Origin of the sequence: Stenotrophomonas sp. SORGH_AS_0321, from assembly GCF_031453215.1 — a bacterium.
Taxonomy (GTDB): Bacteria; Pseudomonadota; Gammaproteobacteria; order Xanthomonadales; family Xanthomonadaceae; genus Stenotrophomonas; species Stenotrophomonas chelatiphaga.
Genome location: NZ_JAVIZG010000001.1, coordinates 211,667 through 230,162, shown reverse-complemented (window position 1 = coordinate 230,162; position 18,496 = coordinate 211,667). Strand labels below are relative to the sequence as shown.

The following is an 18,496-nucleotide window of genomic DNA, read 5'->3' as shown; positions in this document are numbered from 1 at the left end:
TTGGGGCCGATTCAGATCGATGGACCGATGATCCGCTGCCTACCTACAGGGGTTCGAGCCATGAACACGACCACCACATTCCGCTGGACCGCCGCTGCCGCCGTGCTGTTGCTGGTGGCCGGCTGTGCCACCACCTCACGGGTAATGCTGGGCCAGGCCCGCGCGCCCATCGACCCGGCGCAGGTACAGGTGTATTCCACCCCGCCGGCCGGTTCGGTGGAGATCGCCCAGCTGGAATCGTCCAGCGCGGTGGGCTTCGGCACGCAGGGCCAGACCGATGCGGCCGTGGCCCGCCTGAAGCGTGATGCCGCCGCACTGGGCGCCAACGGCGTGATCCTGATGGGCGTGGGCTCCAGCGGCTCGCCGGTGGGCATGTCGGTGGGTGCCGGCAGTTACGGTTCGCACGTCGGCGGGGGCCTTGGCATCGGCATCCCGACCACCCAGCGCAAGGCGGCCGGCGTGGCGATCTGGGTGCCCAACCCGCAGCCCGTCCCGCGCCTGCCGGCCCAGCAGATCCCCGCACGCTGAAAAAAAAAGGGGACGGGGGGAATTAAGTCGTTTTCAGCCGTAAACGGGCCAGAACCGACTTAATCCCCTCCGTCCCCTTTTTAGTGGGTCAGCGATACTTCGGGATGAAGACTTCGTTGACCGCCTTGGCCAGCTGGTCCGGCGGCAGCAGGCCCTGGTCCAGCAGGAAGTTGTTGAAGGCCTTGCGGTCGAACTTCGCGCCCAGTGCCAGTTCGGTCTGCATGCGCAGTTCAAGGATGCGGGTGTAGCCGTAGAAGTAGCTGCCAGCCTGGCCGGGCATGCGCACGGTGTAGCGGTCCAGTTCCTGGGTGGCCATCGCCTTGGACAGGCTCACTTCGTCGATCAGCACGCGTTCGGCGTCGGCGCGTTCGATCAGCCCCAGGTTGAGCATCGGGTCGAGCATCGCGCGCGCGGCACGCAGCAGGCGGAACTGCAGCGCGATCAGCTGGCCGTCCAGCGGCTCGTAGGGCACCATTTCCGCTTCGGCATACAGCGCCCAGCCTTCGACGTTGACCGAATTGAACGCGAACATCGTGCGCGCCAGCGAGACGCCGCGCTCGACCATCGCGGTGAACTGCAGTTCGTGGCCGGGACGGCCTTCATGCGCGCTCAGCGTCCACGCCGCCGAACCAAAGTTGAAGTCGTCGTACTGCGCGCCTTCGCCGGCGGCCGGGTTGCCCAGCGGCAGTACGAAGGTGCCCTGCTGCCCGGTGTTGTTGACCAGCGGCGCCGGCAGGAAATGCGGCGCCGGACTGGCCGCGCTTTCCGCTGCCGAACCCAGCCGCATCTGCATCGCACGCTGCGGCACGTCGACGATCTGGTGTTCGTGGATCAGCGGGTCGATCGCATCGATGACCTTGCGGTAGTGGCCTTCCAGCTGGTCGTTGGCGATGGTTTCCTTCTTCAGCGCGCGGATCACCGCGACCGGATCGGTCGGATCGCTGACCTTCAGGCCCTTGGCCTGCACCACCAGCGGCGCCAGCTGGCGCATCGCCGAACGGGTTTCCATGAACTCCAGCTGGGCGCGCTGCATCAGCAGCTTGGGGTCGATGTCGATGCCGACCTGCTTGAGCTGGTAGGCATACACCGGCGCCGGCAGGCGGGTGTCTTCGCGCGCTTTCGGCAGCACCGTGCTGCGCGTCCATGCGGCGTAGTCCTTCAGCTGCCCGGCGAGGGTCTTCATGGCCTCGTCCGCACCGGTCACCTTGTACTTCTGCAGCAGCGATTCGATGCCGCTGATGTAGGTCTCCACATTGTCCAGCGACTGCTGCACTTCGATCCTGGTCGGCTGCAGCAGCGCGCTGTTGGACAGGCGTTCTTCATAACGCTGGCGGGCCAGCGTGGTCAGCGGCGTACCACCCGGCTGCAGGCCCGCATAGGCCTTCAGGCGATCCACGGCCTTGGCGCGGCGCTCGGCCGGCACCTGGTCGGACAGCAGCAGGTTGAGGCCGCTGAAGACGGTCTGCGGCGCATCGCTCCACGGCAGGAAGTACTGCTCGCCCAGTGTGCTGCCTTCGATGCTTTCGGTGGCCGCACCGATCATGATCTCCAGGTCCTGGCGGACGTTGGGATCCTTCTCGCTGGCCAGCTTGGCCTGCAGCTCACCGCGTGCCTTGGTCATCGCCTCGCGGTAGCGCCTGGCATTGTCCGGGCCGAGGTCGGCGACCTTGTCGTCGTAGCCGGGCACACCGAAGAAGCCGGTGCTTTCCGGCTGGAACGGGCCCTGTGCATCCAGCAGGATCTGCGCCAGCTGGTTGCTGCGCGCCACCCAGGCCGGGGCGGCGACGGGCTTCTTGGACGCCGCGGCCGGGGCCGCATGGGCCGGGGCGGTGGACAGCAGCGGGGCGGCGCCCAAAGCGAGGGCAATGGCAAGGACAAGCGGCTTCATCACACACTCCAGGATGCGGGCAATGCCAGCACCCTACGCATTCACGACCGGGGCGGCAATGCGCCGGAGGTCACGGCCGCAAGCACCGGCTCATACCCGCAGCGCGGGCGGCGCGTCCTCGCAGGCATCGTCGCCTGCCTCGGTACGACACTGTTGCAGCGGGCATTCGCCAGCGGCCTCGGCATCGTCCAGCGCGCTCAGGTCGAAGGTCGCCTCGTCCTCGCCCAGCACATACATCACCGGGTAGTCCCAGGCATCGTCCACGCGCACGCCCCGCACGAACAGGGTGCCTTCGCCGCGCGGCCCCTGCACGCCGACCACCAGCCCGACTTCATGCCGCCCGTCGACGTGGGTCCGCATGCTGCCGTATGGCAGGCGCTCGGGCTGCAGGGGCTCGCCGAAGGCGCTGGCCACCTCGATGCTGCAGCCGGCCCGGCGCAGCGCTTCGCGCATCGGCGCGCTGTCATGTGCCCTCTCGCTCCAGCGCAGCAGGGCCCAGCCGATGCAGCCCCCCATCACGGCCAGGGCAGCCAGCACGCCCAGCGGGAGTGCCCAGCGCCAGTGGCGAGACCATCCGCCACGTGCAGCGTGCGGAGGAAGCGGCGGCGGTGGTTGCATCAACGGGCTCCTTGCCAACAGCGGGGTCAAGCGATCAGGGCTTCAGGCAGCGCCCCAGGAAGTCCTCTGCTACACGATAACGATGCAGTGCATCGGCGCCGGACAGGCCATGCTTGGCACCCGGATAGGTCATCAGCTCGAACGGCTGGCCGCGCTTCTGCAGCGCGCTCATCAGCACCGTGGAATTGCTGAACAGCACGTTGTCGTCAGCCATGCCGTGGATCAGCAGCAGCCGGGAACGCAGGCCCTCGATGTGGGTCAGCACGCGTGCTTCGGTGTAGCCGGCTTCGTTGCGCGCCGGCAGGTCCATGTAGCGTTCGGTGTAATGGGTGTCATACAGGCCCCAGTCGGTCACCGGCGCCCCGGCCACGCCGCAGGCATAGCGGTTGGAGGCCTTGGCCAGCAGCATCAGGGTCATGTAGCCGCCGTTGGACCAGCCCTGCACCCCGATCCGCGCCGGGTCCACCCACGGCTGCTTCTGCAGCCACTCCACGCCGCGCAGCTGGTCGGCCACTTCCACGGTGCCCTGCCTGCCATACAGCGCGCCGCCGAAGTCGCGGCCGCGACGCGGGGTGCCGCGGTTGTCCAGCGAAAACACCACGTAGCCCTGCTGCGCAAGGTACTGGTTGAACAGATGGTCGCCGCGGCCCGGCCAGGCGTTGGTGACCGTCTGGGAGGCAGGACCGCCGTAGACGTACACCGCGACCGGATAGCGCTTGCCGGCATCGAAGCCGGCCGGCTTGATCACGCTGTAGTTCAGCGGCGTGCGGCCGTCGGCGGCGGTCAGCGTGCCGAACTCCACCGGCAGCTGCGCGTCTTTGTAGCGTGCGTAGGGATGGGCCGGATCGGCCAGGTTGTTCTCTACCAGGGTGGCGATCTTCTCGCCGCTGGCGCGGAACAGTTCGATCTGCGGCGGCGTGCTGGTGTTGGACCAGCTGTCGACGTAGACGCTGGCGTTGCGCGCGAAACTGGCGCTGTGCATGCCCGGGGCCTGCGACAGTCGCTTCGGCGCGCCGCCCTGCAGCGGCACGCTGTAGATCTGGCTTTCGCGCGCCGATTCCATGCCCGCGCGGAAGAACACCAGCCCGGCTTTTTCATCCACCGCCAGCAGCTCATCCACCGGCCACTCGCCGTGGGTCAATGCGTGCGCCTTGCCGGCCTTGTCGATGCGGTACAGATGTTCGAAGCCGCTGCGTTCGGAGGACCACAGCAGGCTGCCGTCATCGAGGAAACGCAGGCTGTTGTGCAGTGGTACCCAGGTGCTGCTGGTTTCGCGGGCGAGCACGCGCTGGCGGCCGTCGGCCAGCGTGGTTTCCACCAGCTCCAGCTGGCGCTGGTCGCGGCTCTGGCGCTGGAAGCTGAGGTGCTGCGGATCGCGCCAGTCCACGCGCGCCAGGTAGATGTCCGCCTCCTTGCCGAGGTCGATCCAGCGCGGCTGTGCATCCAGCGCCGGCGCGATCACGCCCAGTTGCACGCGCACGTTGGCATCGCCGGCGGCCGGGTAGCGCTGTTCGATCACATCGGTGCGATCCGGGTAGACCTCGTAACGCTTCTGCACCGGCACCGGGCTTTCGTCGATGCGGGCAAAAGCGATCGCCGAATCATCCGGCGCCCACCAGTAACCGGTATGGCGGTCCATTTCCTCGTCCGCCACGAACTCGGCCACGCCGTTGCCGATGGTCGCGCTGCCGTCGCCGGTCAGCTGGCGTTGCTGGCCGCTGGCCAGGTCGATCACCCACAGGTTGCGGGCGCGGATGAAGCTGACGAAGCCGCCGCGCGGGGACAGCTTGGCATCGGTGGCGAAGCCCTCGCCATGGGTGAGCTGGCGCACGGCGGCCGCGCCCTGCTTGCCCAGGTCGTACAGATACAGTTCCCCACCGAGCGGGAACAGCAAAGTGCGCGCATCCGGCGACCACTGGTAATCCACGATGCCGGTCATGGCCGCGATGCGCTGGCGCTCGCGGCGTGCCTTTTCTTCATCGCTCAGCGTTTCGGTGCCGGGCAACACCACCTTGGAATCCACCAGCAGGCGGGTCTGCGCGCTGGCGATATCGTAGGTCCACAGGTCCAGCTGGTTGCGGTCGCTGTCCTTGCCGCGCAGGAAACTGACCTGCGATCCATCGGGCGCCACCTTGGGTTTCATCAGCGTCGGGCCGGACAGCGGCAACGCGCCGGTGATGGCTTCCAGGGTGAGTTTTTCAGCGTGGGCAGTGGTGGTGGTGGCGAGCATCAGGGCAAGGGCAGCAAACAGGTGGCGCATGAAAGGTTCCGGTATACGGCTGCCCCAATCCTAACCCGGCGCCGCCGCATGCGCGGAGGCACCGGCCAGGGTTCGCCGTCAGCGCTTGCCGAACAGGTGCCTGCGCTCCTCTTCGCTGAGCGGCTTGCCGGCATCCGGGTTGACCTGCTGGCGCAGCGCGTAGGCACGTTGGGTGGCCGGCCGCGCAGCGATTGCCTGGTGCCAGCGCTGCAGGTTCGGGAACGCGGCGAAGTCCGGCGGCAGCTTGTCGTAGGCCCCGATCCACGGGTAGCTCGCCATGTCGGCGATGCTGTACGCGCTGCCGGCCAGCCATTCGTGTTCGGCCAGGCGCTTGTCCATCACCCCGTGCAGGCGGGTCACTTCATTGCCGTAGCGTTCGATGGCATACGGAAGCTTCTCCGGCGCATACACGTTGAAATGGCCCATCTGCCCGCTCATCGGGCCCAGCCCGGCCATCTGCCAGAACAGCCACTCCAGGGTTTCCACGCGCTCGCGCGGGTCGCTGGACAGGAACTTTCCGGTTTTTTCGGCCAGGTACAACAGGATCGCACCGGACTCGAACACGCTCAGCGGCGCGCCACCACCGGCCGGGGTCGGGTCGACGATCGCCGGCATCTTGTTGTTGGGCGATATGGCCAGGAACTCCGGCTTGAACTGGTCGCCGGTGCCGATGTTGACCGGATGGATGCGGTACTCCAGCCCGGCTTCTTCCAGGAACAGGGTTACCTTGTGGCCATTCGGGGTGGGCCAGTAATACAGATCGATCATGGCGGGTCACTCAGCGGGGATGTGCTGCGAGTGTAGTAGGTGGACCGGCTTGGCACTGTCTCAATGGACCAGTACTCTGCGCCCTCTCCTGCAACGCAGCATGCCGTCCATGACCCCTCAGCACCGCCCCAATCCCCTGTCCACCCTGATCTTCGCCTCGCGCTGGCTGCAGCTGCCGCTGTACCTGGGCCTGATCGTCGCCCAGGGCGTCTACGTTTACCTGTTCGGCAAGGAGCTGTGGCACCTGATCATGGACGCCAGCAGCCTGGGCGAACAGCAGATCATGCTGATCGTGCTGGGGCTGATCGACGTGGTGATGATCTCCAACCTGCTGGTGATGGTGATCGTCGGTGGCTATGAAACCTTCGTCTCGCGGCTGCGCCTGGAAGGCCACCCGGACCAGCCGGAATGGCTGAGCCACGTCAACGCCAGCGTGCTGAAGGTGAAGCTGGCGCTGTCGATCATCGGTATTTCCTCGATCCACCTGCTGAAGACCTTCATCGCCGCCGGTGCGCTGGATGGCCTGCCACTGTGCCCGCCGGAACTGATGAACGCCGCCGCCTCGGCCGCCAATGCCGGCGCCGCCAAGTGCGCCACGCTGACCTCCACCGGGGTGTTGTGGCAGACCATCATCCACGCCGTATTCATCCTGTCGGCGATCGGCATCGCCTGGACCGACAAGCTGATGAACAGCGGCAACGGTGGGTCCCGCGACGCGCATTGACCGACCGGCAGGGGCGGCGCGGCTGCCCCTGCCCCTTCACCCGCGCGGGATGCTAGATTGCACTGCTGACAGTATCTGCCTACGGCGTCGGGAAACGCCGCAGGCTCGTGCCTGGGACCATTGCCAGGTCTTTCGTATCGTCGTATTCAAGGGGGAAACAGGATGTCGTACGTCAGGAAATCCGTCATTGTCCGTGCGCGCCTGCTGGCGCCCGCCGTCCTGCTGATCGGCCTTGCCGCCTGTTCAGGCAAGGACGAAACCGCTGCACCCGCCGCCGATGCAAAGCCTGCCGCCGCCTCGCCGGCCGCCACCGCGCCTGCCGCCGAACCGGCCGTGTCCAGCAAGGTGCAGGCCATGGGCAGCGAAGAGCTGCGCGAATCGGCCAGCCAGGCGCTGCGCGACAACCGCATGTACGCCCCCGCCGGCGACAACGCCATCGAGTACTACCTGGCCCTGCGTGACAAGACCCCGGACGATGCGTCGGTGAAGAGCGCGCTGACCGACCTGCTGCCGTACACGCTGATCGCCGCCGAGCAGAACATGGCGCGCGAGGATTTCGAGGAAGGCCAGCGCCTGATCGCGCTGATCGAAAAAGTGGACCCGAAGGCGCCGGCACTGCCGCGCCTGAAGCAGGGCATCACCCGCGGCGTGGAAGTGGCCGCGCTGCGTACCACCGAAGAGACCGAGCGGGTCAAGCGCGAAGCCGAAGCCAAGACCAAGCAGCTGGCCGAACAGCAGAAGCTGGCCGAACAGCGCACCCGCGAAGCCGCCGCGGCCCAGCAGATCGCCGCGCAGCAGGCAGCTGCCGCGCCCGCAGCCGCCGCGCCCGCCCCGGCCGCGCAGGATGCCGAACGCCAGGCCGCCGCCCGCCGTGAAGCCGAACAGCGCCAGCAGCAGGCCGCCGCACAGGCCGCCGCGGCTGCCGCCGCACGCCAGACCGCAGCGCCGAGCCTGCGTCCGGTCAGCACGCCGGCCCCGCGCTACCCGGCCGACGCGCTGCGTTCGAATACCTCCGGGGAAGTGCTGGTGGAAATCACCGTCGGTACCGACGGCTCGGTCACCAACGCCCGCGTGCTGCGCGCCACGCCGGCCCGCACCTTCGACCGCGAAGCGCTGGCCGCCGTGAAGCGCTGGCGCTTCGAGCCGGTCGCCGCACCGGTCACCACCCGCCGCACGCTGGCCTTCAGCCCCGGCGGCTGAAAAAAGGGGACGGAGGGGATTAAGTCGTAATCCCCCCCTTCTGGTGCAGCGCGTGCCATGCCGCGATGGCGTGGTACGCGTTGGCCTGATGGCATCAGGCAGCAGCGACCCGCACGCTGGATTTCCACCCTGCCGTGGAGACCCGCGCCATGCCCCGCCGCGCCCGCCTGCTGTTGCCCGGCCTGCCTTTCCACGTCGTCCAGCGCGGCGTCAACAAAGGCGCGATCTTTGCCGATGACGTCGATCGCGATCACTTCCTGCGCGTGCTGCACAAGGCATTCGTCAAACATGACGTGGCCCTGCATGCCTATGTGCTGATGGACAACCACGTGCATCTGCTGGCCACGCCGGTGCTGCCCTGCGGGCTGGCGTCTGCGATGCGTGCGCTCGGCACCGCCTATGTGCAGGCGTTCAACCAGCGCCACGGCCGTTCCGGCCCGCTCTGGCAGGGCCGCTACCATTCCAGCCTGGTCGACAACGACGCCTATCTGCTGGCGGTGCACCGCTACATCGAGCTCAACCCGGTGCGTGCCGGCCTGGTGTCTTCGCCGGAGCAGGCACGTTGGTCCAGCGTGCACGGCACCCTTGGCCTGCGTCGGGATCCCCTGCTGACCCCGCATTCCGCGCTGCTGATGCTGGGCACGACGCCCGCCAGACGCAGCGCCCGCTACCGCGCCTTCCTGCAGGACCGCCGTGCTGCCGACAGGGAGTCCGCAGGCATCAGGGAACACGGCAGGACGCAGTGCCCGCTTGGCGGCGCCCGGTTCCTGCAGATGCTGGCCGAGACATTGGGTAGGCCGGTGACCCCACGTGCACCGGGGCGTCCGCGCAAGACGGGCGAAGAGACGTCATGAGGGGACGGGGGGCCAAGCCGAAAACGACTTAATCCCCTCCGTCCCCTTTTTTGTCAGCCGGAGATCGCGAGGCGTTCCTGGCGGTAGCGATGGATCGCGGCGTACCACAGCAGGGCGGCCAGGCCGAGGTTGGCGCCGAGGTAGATCACCCAGATGGTCGGGCTGATGTGCTCGTGGCGGATCACCTTCAACAGCATCTGGTTCTGCGACAGGAACGGGATGGCGTACTGCCACACCACGCTCTTCAGCGGATACACCAGCAGTGCGTAGCTGGGCAGCATCGGCAGCAGCATCAGCCAGGTCATGTGGCTCTGGGCTTCCTTCATGCTCTTGGACGCGGCCGACAGGAAGGTCAGCAGCGAAGTGCCGATCAGCAGCATCGGCAGCATCACCAGCAGCATCTGCAGCATCGAACCCAGGCCCATGTTGAGCTGGCGGCCGACGCTGCTGTCCGACAGCTGCGCGCTGATCTTGAACGCCACCAGGGTCAGCACCAGCGAGGCGATGCCCACCGCACAGGCGGCGGCGATCTTCCCGCTGACGATCGCGCTGCGCTTGGCCGGGGTGGCCAGCAGCGGTTCCAGCGACTGCCGTTCGCGCTCGCCGGCGGTGGTGTCCATCACCAGGTAGGCACCGCCCAGGAACGAGGTGATGGTCAGCAGCAGCGGCAGCAGCATCGACAGCATCATGCCCTGCTTGGCCTCGGCCGAAGCCAGGTCCTGGGTCGCCACGTCCAGCGGACGGGCGACCTGCGCATCAATGCCGCGTGCCATCAACCGCAACGAACCGACCTGGCCGTTGTAGGTCTGCAGGGCCGCCTTCAACCGTGCGGTGGGCACGTCGGCGGCGCGCCGGGTGCTGTCCTGCAGGATCTCCACCAGCGCGGGCCGGCCGTCGCGCCAGCGTTCGTCGAAGGCCTCGCTGATGCGCAGTGCCACGTCGATGCGCTGGTCGCTGATCGCCTGGTTGAGGTCCTTCGGGGCGGGGGTCGCGTTGAGGCCCTGCGCGGCCAGGAAGCGCACCAGGTTGGGTGCGTTTTCCGCGCCGATGGTCGGGATTTCCAGCGGCTGTTCGATCTGCGACTTGACCCGGCTTTCGGCCAGCTTGCCCATGCCCAGGATCAGGATCGGATACAGCAGCGGCCCCATCAGCAGGGTCAGCGCCAGGGTGCGGCGGTCACGCGAGAGGTCGCGCAGTTCCTTGCGCATCACGGTGAACAACGTGGACATGATGCTCATGCGTGCAGGCCCTCTTCGGTGCCGATCAGTTTGACGAAGGCGTCTTCGAGGTTGCTCTCACCGGCCTGCTCGCGCAGTTCATCGGCGCTGCCGGCGGCCATCACCGTGCCCTTTGCGACGATCACGATGTGGTCACACAGCGCAGCGACTTCCTGCATGATGTGGCTGGAGAAGATCACGCAGCGGCCTTCGTCACGCAGGCCATGCAGGAAGCGGCGCATGGCGCGGGTGGTCATCACGTCCAGGCCGTTGGTCGGCTCGTCCAGGATCACGTTGCGCGGGTCATGTACCAGCGCGCGGGCGATGGCGGTCTTGGTGCGCTGGCCCTGCGAAAAGCCATCGGTCTGCCGGTCCAGGATGTCGGCCATGTCCAGCGCGCGCGACAGCGCCTCGGTCCGCTGGGCGATGGTCCCGGCGTCCAGCCCGTGCAGTTCGCCGAAGTAGGCGATGTTCTCGCGGGCGGTAAGCCGCTTGTAGACGCCACGCGCATCAGGCAGCACGCCCAGCCGGCGGCGCACTTCGGTGGCGTCGACGTTCGCGTCGATGCCATCCACGGTGACCCGGCCCTGGTCCGGGCTCATCAGCGTGTACAGCATGCGCATGGTGGTGGTCTTGCCGGCCCCGTTCGGTCCGAGCAGGCCGGTGATGCGGCCATCCTCGGCACGGAAGCTGACGTCCTGCACCGCCTGGATGCGGCCGGTCTTGGTGTTGAATGCCTTGTGCAGGCCCTCTGCGACGATCATGGTTCCCATCCGTTGAACGAGGTGAACGCCGGCACGTGGCTCAGCGAATCCAGGCAGCTGGCATCCACTGCCTTGGCATCTGCGGTGTCGATGTACTGGCCCAGCACGCGCGGCATGCAGCCAGCGTTGATGCTGCCGTGGCCCTGCCCGCGCGTGACGATGTGGCGACCATTGGGTAGCCCCTTCAGCACCTGCTCGGCGTAGCGCGGCGGGGTCACCGGATCCAGTTCACCGGACAGCAGCAGTACCGGCAGGTCGCTCTTCAGCGGCGTGGCGGCGTCGGCGGCGGCCGTGTCGTGCGGCCACACCGCGCAGGCGGAAAAGAACATCTGCGCCACGTGGGGGCCCAGCAGGCGGTCGCTCTGCGGGGCGGGCTGGAAGCGCGGTGCATCTTCGCTGCAGATCACCGACCACTGCATGCCCCGGCTGATCTGCAGGTCCATCGCACGCGATGCGTTGCGGGTCAGCGCCGCGAGCGGGCCGTAGCGTCCCTGCGCAGCTTCATCCAGCACCACCGGCAGCAGCGAGGACAACTCGGGAATGTAGGAGAAGGCAAAGATCAGCCCCAGCACGTCGTCCGGCTTGAGCACGTCCTGGCGGGCCTGCGCGGTGGCCGGATCGCGGTAGTCGACGGTCACCGGCGCGGCGGCCAGGGTGTCCAGCACGCTGCGCAGCTGGGTACGGGTATTGACCGGGAACCGCTTGGCGCAGGCCGCATCCTTGATGCACTGCGCGGACTGCAGGATGATCGCGTCTTCGAAGGTGTTGGCGAAGTCACCGCCGACCACCAGATCGTTCGGCACCACCCCGTCGATCACCACGCTGCGCACGTGCTGCGGATAGCGCGCGACATAGCGCTGCGCGACGCGGGTTCCGTAGGAACCGCCGACCAGGTTGAGCTGCCCGGCACCGAGCGCCTTGCGTACGGCGTCCAGGTCATCGATGGCCTGCGAGGTGGTGTAGAAGCGCGGATCCGCACGGCCTTCAAGCGACTTGGCGCACTGGGCGGCGTAGCCCTGGACATACGCTTCGGTCGGATCGGCGTGCTCATCCATCGGCAGCTCCTTGCCGTCGGGGCCGAGGCAGCTCAGCGGGTTGGAACCGCCGGTGCCACGCTGGTCGATCAGGAAGATGTCGCGCTGCTTGCGCACCTGGCGCAGCGCGGTGCTGACCTGCAGCGCCACGTCGCTGGCCGCCTGGCCGGGACCGCCGGCCAGGAAGAACACCGGGTCCGGCAGGCCCGTGCCCCCGTTGTCCGCATCCAGCCAGGCAATGCGCAGGTCGATCTTCCGGCCTTCCGGCGCGGCGGGGTTTTCCGGCACGCTGAAGGTGCCGCACAACGCTTCGACATTCGCCGCAGCGACCGCGCCGGTCAGCGTGCAGGGCTTGAATTCGATCTGCCCGTAATGGCGCCCGCTGGCCCCGCCTTCGCTTGCCGAAGGTGGCGCACTGCACGCAGCACACAGGACACTGGCCAACACCCCGGCCAGTTTCAGGTGGTTTCTGGACATCTTCCTTGCTTCCCCTTGCTGATGGTCATGCGACAAGGACGAAGCCCCCGCGCGGATGTGACCAACGGTACACCGAAGAAAGGCAGCCGTGCGATCCGTCCTCCGGCCGCCGCCGCACCGGCTCGGCCAGCACAGGGGCCGGTGCAGAGGCAGACCAGGGACGAACCGACACGATTGAACCAAGGCTACGTGACGCGCTGTCGCACGTAACCCTGCCCGATGAACCACTGCACGATGGCATCTTCGGTGTAGCGGCCAAGCCGGTTGAAGCCATTCAACAGCACGAATTCCTGGTCTTCAGCGCGTTCGATATCGCCCAGCAGATACTGTTGCCGATGACCTGGTACTGCATCGAATCGCAATATTCCCTGACGACCATGAGGGTCCTTGTACTCCAGGATTCCCTGCTTGAACGTAAAGCATGCGGCGCAGCGTAGAGCGCTTTCAGGCGAGGTGTCCGGGGGCGTGGTCGTGGTGGTCAGCGCCGTGTCGCCCGTATCCTCCGTCTCGGCGTCCGGATCCGGCACCCGCACCATGCCGCCAGCTACCAGCTGCCGGGCCAGCGACTCAAGGTTATAGACGTAACCGTGTTGCAGGCCGAACCGGGCGGCGAAGTCCGCATCGGCACCCGGCGGGCAGTGGCGTATGGCCGCGCTGCTGTGCTGAATGGTCGGACAGCCAAAGCGCAGCACACCGGTCGAGCGGTTATCTTCGGCGTAGACAAGGCTGTTTCCCCTCACGCTGAAGCTGTTGGCGTACAACTCCACCGCAGGGTGATGCGCGCTTTCCGGGATCACAACGGGCGTGATGAAGCCAAGGCTGCGGTCGTAGGGAAGCCGCGCATGTGGCGGCGTCCATGACAGCCGTTCTTCCTCGGTTACCCACAGGTTGCTTGCCGGCTCTGGAATGATGGGACGCGGCACGTCGGCGTCCGCATGCCGACGGTCCGGGCCCGGGTCGAAGACCAACCCACTCATGTCTTCCAGGCTTGTCACAAGCGCTTCCAGGTCAGGCGCGCCAATGATCCAGTTGCGTCGTGGATCCTTCAGGCTGGCGCGGCCCGAATCATCAACCTCAACGTCCACGATGCCTGCGGCGATACCCTGTTTTCCGGATTCATCCTGAGCCACGAGGTAGGCGATGAACAGATGCCGCATTCCGCCGATATCGACATATTCCATCAAACGGAAGGTGTTGCGCAGGAGGGACATGGGGTCGTCGGTCGGCAGCGTGTCAACCGAAGCATCGACCGGCGAATCGAGCAGCGCGATCGTGACCACGGCATACAGCCGATGATGCCCGACCACGCTGGGCCGGGACAGATGGGCCGGACCGGGATGCAACTGCCGCCTGAGGACCTGGATGGCCGAGGAGCGAAGCACCTCGGGAATGTCTTCGAGGATGGGATGGGCGATGGTGCGCGCACCCAGGCCCGGAAGCTCGGCGCCTGGAAAGCGGAACATCGTGATGAAGGGCTCATCGTCGCGCGGGTGGGCACAGTACCTGATCACATCAGGCTGCTCGCGCAGTGCGCGCAGCTGGGCGCAGGTCTGACGGACATCGTGGAAGCGCAGGCAGACAGGCAGGGTGGGGGCGGCAGCCGTCGTTGAAGGAACCGTAGCCGACGCCAGCGTTATCGCTGGCGGGCCCAGTGGTGTCGGTGGTGCCGGCGGTTGCTTTTCAGGTCGCCTGCGGCGGGGATCAAGGGTGGGAGGGGCAGGCGTGGAAATGACGGCACCTGCCGCCGTCCGCCGGTCTTCGGCCTCGGACAATCCCATGGCCACACGCGAGGAGTGGGACAGAGGGCCCATCATCGATTCCCGATTCACGTCCCCGTTGGCGGCCTGCGCATGAGCGGCCACCGCATTGTTTCTGGCTGCGCCGCGCATGACAACGACGCGGTTCTTTTCTTCGAGCACGTTGTTGAGTCCCTCCGACGCGGCAGGATGCCGCTTGCGATTCCGGGTGACCTTGACGCCTTTGTCGACTCGCCTCATGGATGAGCGCGTGGGTGCCTTGGGGCGTGCCGGCCGCGGTGGCGCCCCCCGTCCGCTGGAACGCTTGGCCGTTACAACGGGGAGGACGGTGAAGCCGCACGCGAAAGGAAACGCGCATCCCGTCGCTGGCGCCACGCTTTGCTGGGGGATCGGGTTCGGCTGCAGCAGGCCCCGCGCCGTCAGCGACGCGGTCTGGTTGCCCGTGACCGGCGATCCGGCGGGCACCGGCGTTGTGCCCAGGCAGTACCCGCCGTCGCAGACATCGGGCGGGCTGAAGGGTGGGTGGCGGCCGCTGGCGCCCATCATGCCTGACACGGTCCGCAGGATCCTCAATGATCCCAGCAGCGCACGCTGCGCAAGGCCAGGCGGTGCGCTGGGCAGTTCTTCCTGTTGCCCGGTGGCCCACACGGCGGCCGCAACGGCCAGCACCGCCGCTTCATGCCGCGCATGGTGCCCGCCGGATCCGGGCCACGCCTCCAGCAGTGCCCCGCCCAGGCCGCTGAGTGCGAGCGCGGCAGGCGCCCCCCGCACGACCGCATCAGCCAGATGGCCACGACGCAGATCGGCCACGACCTGCCGTAGCTGCCAGGCGCCATGCATCCAAGCGAAGCCCGGCAGGTGCACGTTGGTCAGGCGTACCAGATGCGTGGTCAGAATCTGCCCGCCCCAGTCGATGAATTCCTGCACTACCGCGGCCGGCACCCGCACCGGAATGAACCCGCACGCCGGCGGCGCATTGCTGACCGTGTTCAGCCGCAGGCTGGGTATCACTTGCCGCACCTGCGCGACGGCATTCACGCTCCCCGCCGTGCCGCAGGGTCCACAGGTCCACGTATGCATGAGGAAGCGTCCAGTCCGGGTTCGCATTTTCCTTCGCCACGCGACACGGAAACTTGCAGAATCAGCGCAGGCCTGCGGAGAAAACGGGATGGGTCGTAGAATGCGGACTCCTCACATCACGGTCCGCCGCCATCAGCCAGCCGATGTCCATCGACCGGATCAGCCTGACCACGCTGCGGCTGTTCGTGGCCGTGGCCGAGGAAGGCTCACTGACCCGTGCGGCCGAGCGCGAAGTGATCGCCACCTCCGCCGCCAGCCGTCGCCTGAATGACCTGGAGAGCGGGCTGGATGTCGCGCTGTTCACCCGCAACTCGCGCGGGATGCAGCTGACCCTCGCCGGCGAGAGCCTGCTGCAGCACGCGCGGCGCATGCTGCTGGCCGCTTCGGCGCTGTCATCGGAACTGCTGGAATACCGTCGCGGCATCCGCGGGCACATCCGCATGCTGGCCAACCTGTCGGCCATCGTGGCCTACCTCCCCGAAGAACTGGAGCAGTTCTTCCTGACCCATCCGGACCTGCGCATCGAGCTGGAAGAACGCCCCACCGGCGGCGTGGTGCGCGGCATCCAGGAAGGCTGGGCGGAAATCGGCGTGTGTTCCGGCGATGGCGAACTGGGCGAACTGACCGCCGTGACCTTCCGCCGCGACCGGCTGGTGATGCTGATGCGGCCGGACCATCCGCTGGCCGGCAGCGGACCGCTGGCATTCGCCGATACGCTGCCCTTCGACCAGATCGCGCTGCATGCGCAGAGCTCGATCTTCACCCGTTCGCAGATGGCCGCGCGCGATGCCGGCCGGCCGCTGCGGCGGCGCATCCACGTCCCCGGCTTCGATGCGATCTGCCGTACGGTGCAGGCCGGGCTGGGCATCGGCGTGGTGCCCGAGCCGGTGTTCGCGCTGTTCGGGCGGGCCATGCAGCTGCATGTGGAAGCGCTGACCGACGCCTGGGCCCAGCGCGAGCTGAAACTGGTCTGGCGCGGTGACCGTCCGCTGTCCACCGCCGCCCAGCAGCTGGTCGACCACCTTCGACTAAAGGCGTAGGCGTTCGCGTTTCGCGAACGGTTTTTCGTCAGAAAGGCATGGCGTTACCTGATGATTGCGACCTACCCTGCCGATCTAGTCCTGGGAGGGTAGAAGATGTCCGGTCCATTGCACGGCATCCGCGTTGTTGAATTCGGAACACTGATCGCGGCCCCGTTTGCCGCGCGGCTGTTCGCCGAGTTCGGCGCCGAGGTGATCAAGATCGAATCGCCCGAGGGCGGCGACCCGCTGCGCAAGTGGCGCAAGCTGCATGGCGATACGTCGCTGTGGTGGTCGCTGCAGGGGCGCAACAAGAAGTCGGTGGCGTTGGACCTGAAATCCGCCGAGGGCGCCGAGGCGGCGCGCCAACTGGCCACCAGCGCCGATGTGGTGATCGAGAATTTCCGTCCCGGCGGCCTGGAAAAGCTGGGCCTGGGCTGGGACGTGCTGTCCGCGCTGAATCCGGACCTGGTCATGGTGCGCATCTCCGGCTACGGCCAGGATGGCCCGTACCGCGACCGCCCCGGCTTCGGTGCGATCGGCGAGGCGATGGGCGGCATCCGCTACACCACCGGTGACCCGAGCACGCCGCCGGCACGCGTGGGTATCAGCCTGGGTGACTCGCTGGCCTCGCTGCATGGGGTGATGGGCGCGCTGATGGCGCTGCTGCGGGTCAAGACCGGCCAGGGCGGCGGCCAAGTAGTGGACGTGTCGCTGGTGGAGAGCGTGTTCAACCTGATGGAAAGCCTGGTGCCCGAACACGCGATGTTCGGCACGGTGCGCGAGCGCACCGGCGGCGCGCTGCCGGGGATCAGCCCCTCCAATACCTACCCCACCGCCGATGGCGGCTTCGTGGTGATCGCCGGTAACAGTGATCCGATCTTCCGTCGCCTGATGCGCGCGATCGGCCGCGCCGACCTGGCCGACGATGCCGCGCTGGCGACCAATCCGGGCCGGGTGCTGCGCAATGCCGAACTGGATGCGGCCATTACCCACTGGACCAGCGGGCTGCACATCGATGCGGTACTGGCCGCGCTGGATGCCGCCGACGTGCCCGCCGGGCGCATCTACTCGGCCGCCGACATCGTCGCCGATCCGCACTACCGGGCACGCGGCATGCTGCTGGAAACCACCCTGCCCGACGGCCAGCCGATCACCCTGCCGGGCATCGTGCCGAAGCTGTCGGCCACGCCGGGCCAGATGCACTGGACCGGTCCGGCCCTGGGCGAACACACCGACCAGGTGCTGGCCACGCTGGGCATGACCGCAGCGGCCATCGCCACCGCCAGCGGTCGCACCGGAGACGCCGCATGAACACCGTCCGTCCCTTGATCGTGCAGGAGGTCTGCCTGCGTGATGGCCTGCAGATCGAACCCGTCTTCGTTGCCACCGCCGACAAGATACGCCTGGCCGATGCGTTCAGCGCACTCGGCTTTGCGCGGATCGAAGTCAGCAGCTTCGTCTCACCCAAGGCAGTGCCGGCGCTGGCCGATGCCGCCGAGGTGTTCGCCGGCATGCAGCGCGCGCCGGGCACGGTGTACGTAGCGCTGGTGCCGAACCTGAAAGGCGCCGAGCGTGCGCTGGCCGCCGGTGCGGGGGAACTGAATCTGGTGATGTCGGCCGGGCAGACCCACAACCTGGCCAACATGCGCATGACCACCGACGAAAGCTTCGAGGGCTTTGCGCGGATCGCCGCGCTGCCGCGTGGCAACGTGCTGCTCAACGGCAGCGTGGCGACCGCGTTTGGATGCCCCTTCGAGGGGGCGCAGCCGGTCGCGAAGGTGCTCGACCTGGTCCGCCGTTACCTGGACCTGGGCTGCACCGGGATCACCCTGGCCGACACCACCGGCATGGCCAATCCGCGCCAGGTCGCCGCGCTGGTGGAGCAGGCGTTGCCGCTGGTCGGCGCCGATGCGCTGACCCTGCATTTCCACAACACGCGCGGGCTGGGCCTGGCCAACGTGGTGGCTGCCTATGATGCCGGGGCGCAGCGTTTCGATGCCGCGCTGGGCGGCCTCGGCGGGTGCCCGTTCGCTCCCGGTGCCTCCGGCAACATCTGCACCGAAGACCTGGTGGCGATGTGCGAAGAGATGGGCATCCCGACCGGGTTGGACCTGCCTGCGCTGATCGCCCTGTCGCGCGGACTGCCGGCGCTGGTCGGCCATGAGACCGCCGGCCAGGTCGCCAAGGCCGGCCGGGTCGCCGACCTGCATCCCGCACCGCCCAGGCTGCGCGCCGCGTAAGCCTTTCGTCCTTCATCGCGCAGGGCATCGCCCTGCGAAATCAACAACGCTTCATTCCTGGGAGG

15 protein-coding genes are annotated in these 18,496 nt (G+C 67.5%); 7 read left to right on the top strand and 8 right to left on the bottom strand.

Features of this window, described 5'->3' with window-relative positions:
* Positions 1-60: 60 nt before the first annotated feature.
* Positions 61-528 carry a hypothetical protein gene (locus QE373_RS00955; protein ID WP_309682539.1) on the top strand — a complete coding sequence of 156 codons (468 nt, stop codon included), beginning with the start codon at positions 61-63 and terminating at the stop codon, positions 526-528.
* Positions 529-616: 88 nt separating this feature from the next.
* Here the strand turns inward: QE373_RS00955 and QE373_RS00950 are convergent, their stop codons facing one another.
* The 4 genes from QE373_RS00950 to QE373_RS00935 all read right to left on the bottom strand — a co-directional run bounded on the left by QE373_RS00950 (position 617) and on the right by QE373_RS00935 (position 6,062).
* Positions 617-2,416 carry a DUF885 domain-containing protein gene (locus QE373_RS00950; protein WP_309682536.1) on the bottom strand — a complete coding sequence of 600 codons (1,800 nt, stop codon included), beginning with the start codon at positions 2,414-2,416 and terminating at the stop codon, positions 617-619.
* Positions 2,417-2,506: 90 nt separating this feature from the next.
* Positions 2,507-3,034, bottom strand: coding sequence for a cytochrome c oxidase assembly factor Coa1 family protein (locus QE373_RS00945; RefSeq protein ID WP_123700119.1), 528 nt, complete (start codon positions 3,032-3,034; stop codon positions 2,507-2,509).
* Positions 3,035-3,068: 34 nt separating this feature from the next.
* Positions 3,069-5,294 carry a S9 family peptidase gene (locus tag QE373_RS00940; RefSeq protein ID WP_309682533.1) on the bottom strand — a complete coding sequence of 742 codons (2,226 nt, stop codon included), beginning with the start codon at positions 5,292-5,294 and terminating at the stop codon, positions 3,069-3,071.
* Between the two features lie 78 nt (positions 5,295-5,372).
* Positions 5,373-6,062, bottom strand: coding sequence for a glutathione binding-like protein (locus tag QE373_RS00935; RefSeq protein WP_309682530.1), 690 nt, complete (start codon positions 6,060-6,062; stop codon positions 5,373-5,375).
* A gap of 109 nt (positions 6,063-6,171) precedes the next feature.
* On the opposite strand from QE373_RS00935, the gene QE373_RS00930 reads away from it, so the two are divergent.
* The 3 genes from QE373_RS00930 to QE373_RS00920 all read left to right on the top strand — a co-directional run bounded on the left by QE373_RS00930 (position 6,172) and on the right by QE373_RS00920 (position 8,840).
* Positions 6,172-6,786, top strand: coding sequence for a TIGR00645 family protein (locus QE373_RS00930; protein WP_309682527.1), 615 nt, complete (start codon positions 6,172-6,174; stop codon positions 6,784-6,786).
* A gap of 162 nt (positions 6,787-6,948) precedes the next feature.
* Positions 6,949-7,986 (top strand): energy transducer TonB, encoded by a 1,038-nt coding sequence (locus tag QE373_RS00925; protein WP_057508561.1) that lies wholly within the window; start codon positions 6,949-6,951, stop codon positions 7,984-7,986.
* Positions 7,987-8,135: 149 nt separating this feature from the next.
* Positions 8,136-8,840, top strand: coding sequence for a transposase (locus QE373_RS00920; RefSeq protein WP_309682522.1), 705 nt, complete (start codon positions 8,136-8,138; stop codon positions 8,838-8,840).
* A gap of 53 nt (positions 8,841-8,893) precedes the next feature.
* On the opposite strand, the gene QE373_RS00915 is transcribed toward QE373_RS00920, so the two are convergent.
* The 4 genes from QE373_RS00915 to QE373_RS00900 all read right to left on the bottom strand — a co-directional run bounded on the left by QE373_RS00915 (position 8,894) and on the right by QE373_RS00900 (position 15,127).
* Positions 8,894-10,078, bottom strand: a complete 1,185-nt coding sequence (locus QE373_RS00915) for an ABC transporter permease (RefSeq protein WP_309682519.1) — start codon at positions 10,076-10,078, stop codon at positions 8,894-8,896.
* On the bottom strand, positions 10,075-10,821 hold the full coding sequence (locus tag QE373_RS00910; RefSeq protein ID WP_123700115.1) for an ATP-binding cassette domain-containing protein: 747 nt from the start codon (positions 10,819-10,821) through the stop codon (positions 10,075-10,077). Before QE373_RS00910 ends, QE373_RS00915 begins: the two co-directional genes overlap by 4 nt.
* Positions 10,818-12,332: an alpha/beta hydrolase gene (locus tag QE373_RS00905; protein ID WP_123700114.1), complete on the bottom strand. Its 1,515-nt coding sequence runs from the start codon at positions 12,330-12,332 to the stop codon at positions 10,818-10,820. Before QE373_RS00905 ends, QE373_RS00910 begins: the two co-directional genes overlap by 4 nt.
* A 185-nt stretch (positions 12,333-12,517) precedes the next feature.
* Entirely contained in the window at positions 12,518-15,127 is a 2,610-nt protein-coding gene (locus tag QE373_RS00900; protein ID WP_309682514.1) for a hypothetical protein, read from the bottom strand.
* Positions 15,128-15,312: 185 nt separating this feature from the next.
* Between QE373_RS00900 and QE373_RS00895 the strand changes: the two genes are divergently transcribed.
* The 3 genes from QE373_RS00895 (at position 15,313) to QE373_RS00885 (ending at position 18,431) form a co-directional block, all read left to right on the top strand.
* On the top strand, positions 15,313-16,209 hold the full coding sequence (locus QE373_RS00895) for a LysR substrate-binding domain-containing protein (protein ID WP_309682511.1): 897 nt from the start codon (positions 15,313-15,315) through the stop codon (positions 16,207-16,209).
* Positions 16,210-16,305: 96 nt separating this feature from the next.
* The gene (locus QE373_RS00890) at positions 16,306-17,502 is read left to right on the top strand and encodes a CaiB/BaiF CoA-transferase family protein (RefSeq protein WP_309682508.1); all 1,197 of its coding nucleotides are present in this window, start codon (positions 16,306-16,308) and stop codon (positions 17,500-17,502) included.
* The gene (locus tag QE373_RS00885) at positions 17,499-18,431 is read left to right on the top strand and encodes a hydroxymethylglutaryl-CoA lyase (protein WP_309682504.1); all 933 of its coding nucleotides are present in this window, start codon (positions 17,499-17,501) and stop codon (positions 18,429-18,431) included. The genes QE373_RS00890 and QE373_RS00885 overlap by 4 nt, the downstream gene beginning before the upstream one ends.
* Positions 18,432-18,496 lie beyond the last annotated feature (65 nt).

Excerpts from the sequence above, each read along its gene's own strand:
- QE373_RS00905 (WP_123700114.1), bottom strand. The coding sequence starts at position 12,332 with ATGTCCAGAAACCACCTGAAACTGGCCGGGGTGTTGGCCAGTGTCCTG.
- QE373_RS00945 (WP_123700119.1), bottom strand. The coding sequence starts at position 3,034 with ATGCAACCACCGCCGCCGCTTCCTCCGCACGCTGCACGTGGCGGATGG.
- QE373_RS00935 (WP_309682530.1), bottom strand. The coding sequence starts at position 6,062 with ATGATCGATCTGTATTACTGGCCCACCCCGAATGGCCACAAGGTAACC.
- QE373_RS00925 (WP_057508561.1), top strand. The coding sequence starts at position 6,949 with ATGTCGTACGTCAGGAAATCCGTCATTGTCCGTGCGCGCCTGCTGGCG.
- QE373_RS00890 (WP_309682508.1), top strand. The coding sequence starts at position 16,306 with ATGTCCGGTCCATTGCACGGCATCCGCGTTGTTGAATTCGGAACACTG.
- QE373_RS00895 (WP_309682511.1), top strand. The coding sequence starts at position 15,313 with ATGTCCATCGACCGGATCAGCCTGACCACGCTGCGGCTGTTCGTGGCC.
- QE373_RS00885 (WP_309682504.1), top strand. The coding sequence starts at position 17,499 with ATGAACACCGTCCGTCCCTTGATCGTGCAGGAGGTCTGCCTGCGTGAT.
- QE373_RS00910 (WP_123700115.1), bottom strand. The coding sequence starts at position 10,821 with ATGATCGTCGCAGAGGGCCTGCACAAGGCATTCAACACCAAGACCGGC.
- QE373_RS00920 (WP_309682522.1), top strand. The coding sequence starts at position 8,136 with ATGCCCCGCCGCGCCCGCCTGCTGTTGCCCGGCCTGCCTTTCCACGTC.
- QE373_RS00950 (WP_309682536.1), bottom strand. The coding sequence starts at position 2,416 with ATGAAGCCGCTTGTCCTTGCCATTGCCCTCGCTTTGGGCGCCGCCCCG.
- QE373_RS00930 (WP_309682527.1), top strand. The coding sequence starts at position 6,172 with ATGACCCCTCAGCACCGCCCCAATCCCCTGTCCACCCTGATCTTCGCC.
- QE373_RS00915 (WP_309682519.1), bottom strand. The coding sequence starts at position 10,078 with ATGAGCATCATGTCCACGTTGTTCACCGTGATGCGCAAGGAACTGCGC.
- QE373_RS00955 (WP_309682539.1), top strand. The coding sequence starts at position 61 with ATGAACACGACCACCACATTCCGCTGGACCGCCGCTGCCGCCGTGCTG.
- QE373_RS00940 (WP_309682533.1), bottom strand. The coding sequence starts at position 5,294 with ATGCGCCACCTGTTTGCTGCCCTTGCCCTGATGCTCGCCACCACCACC.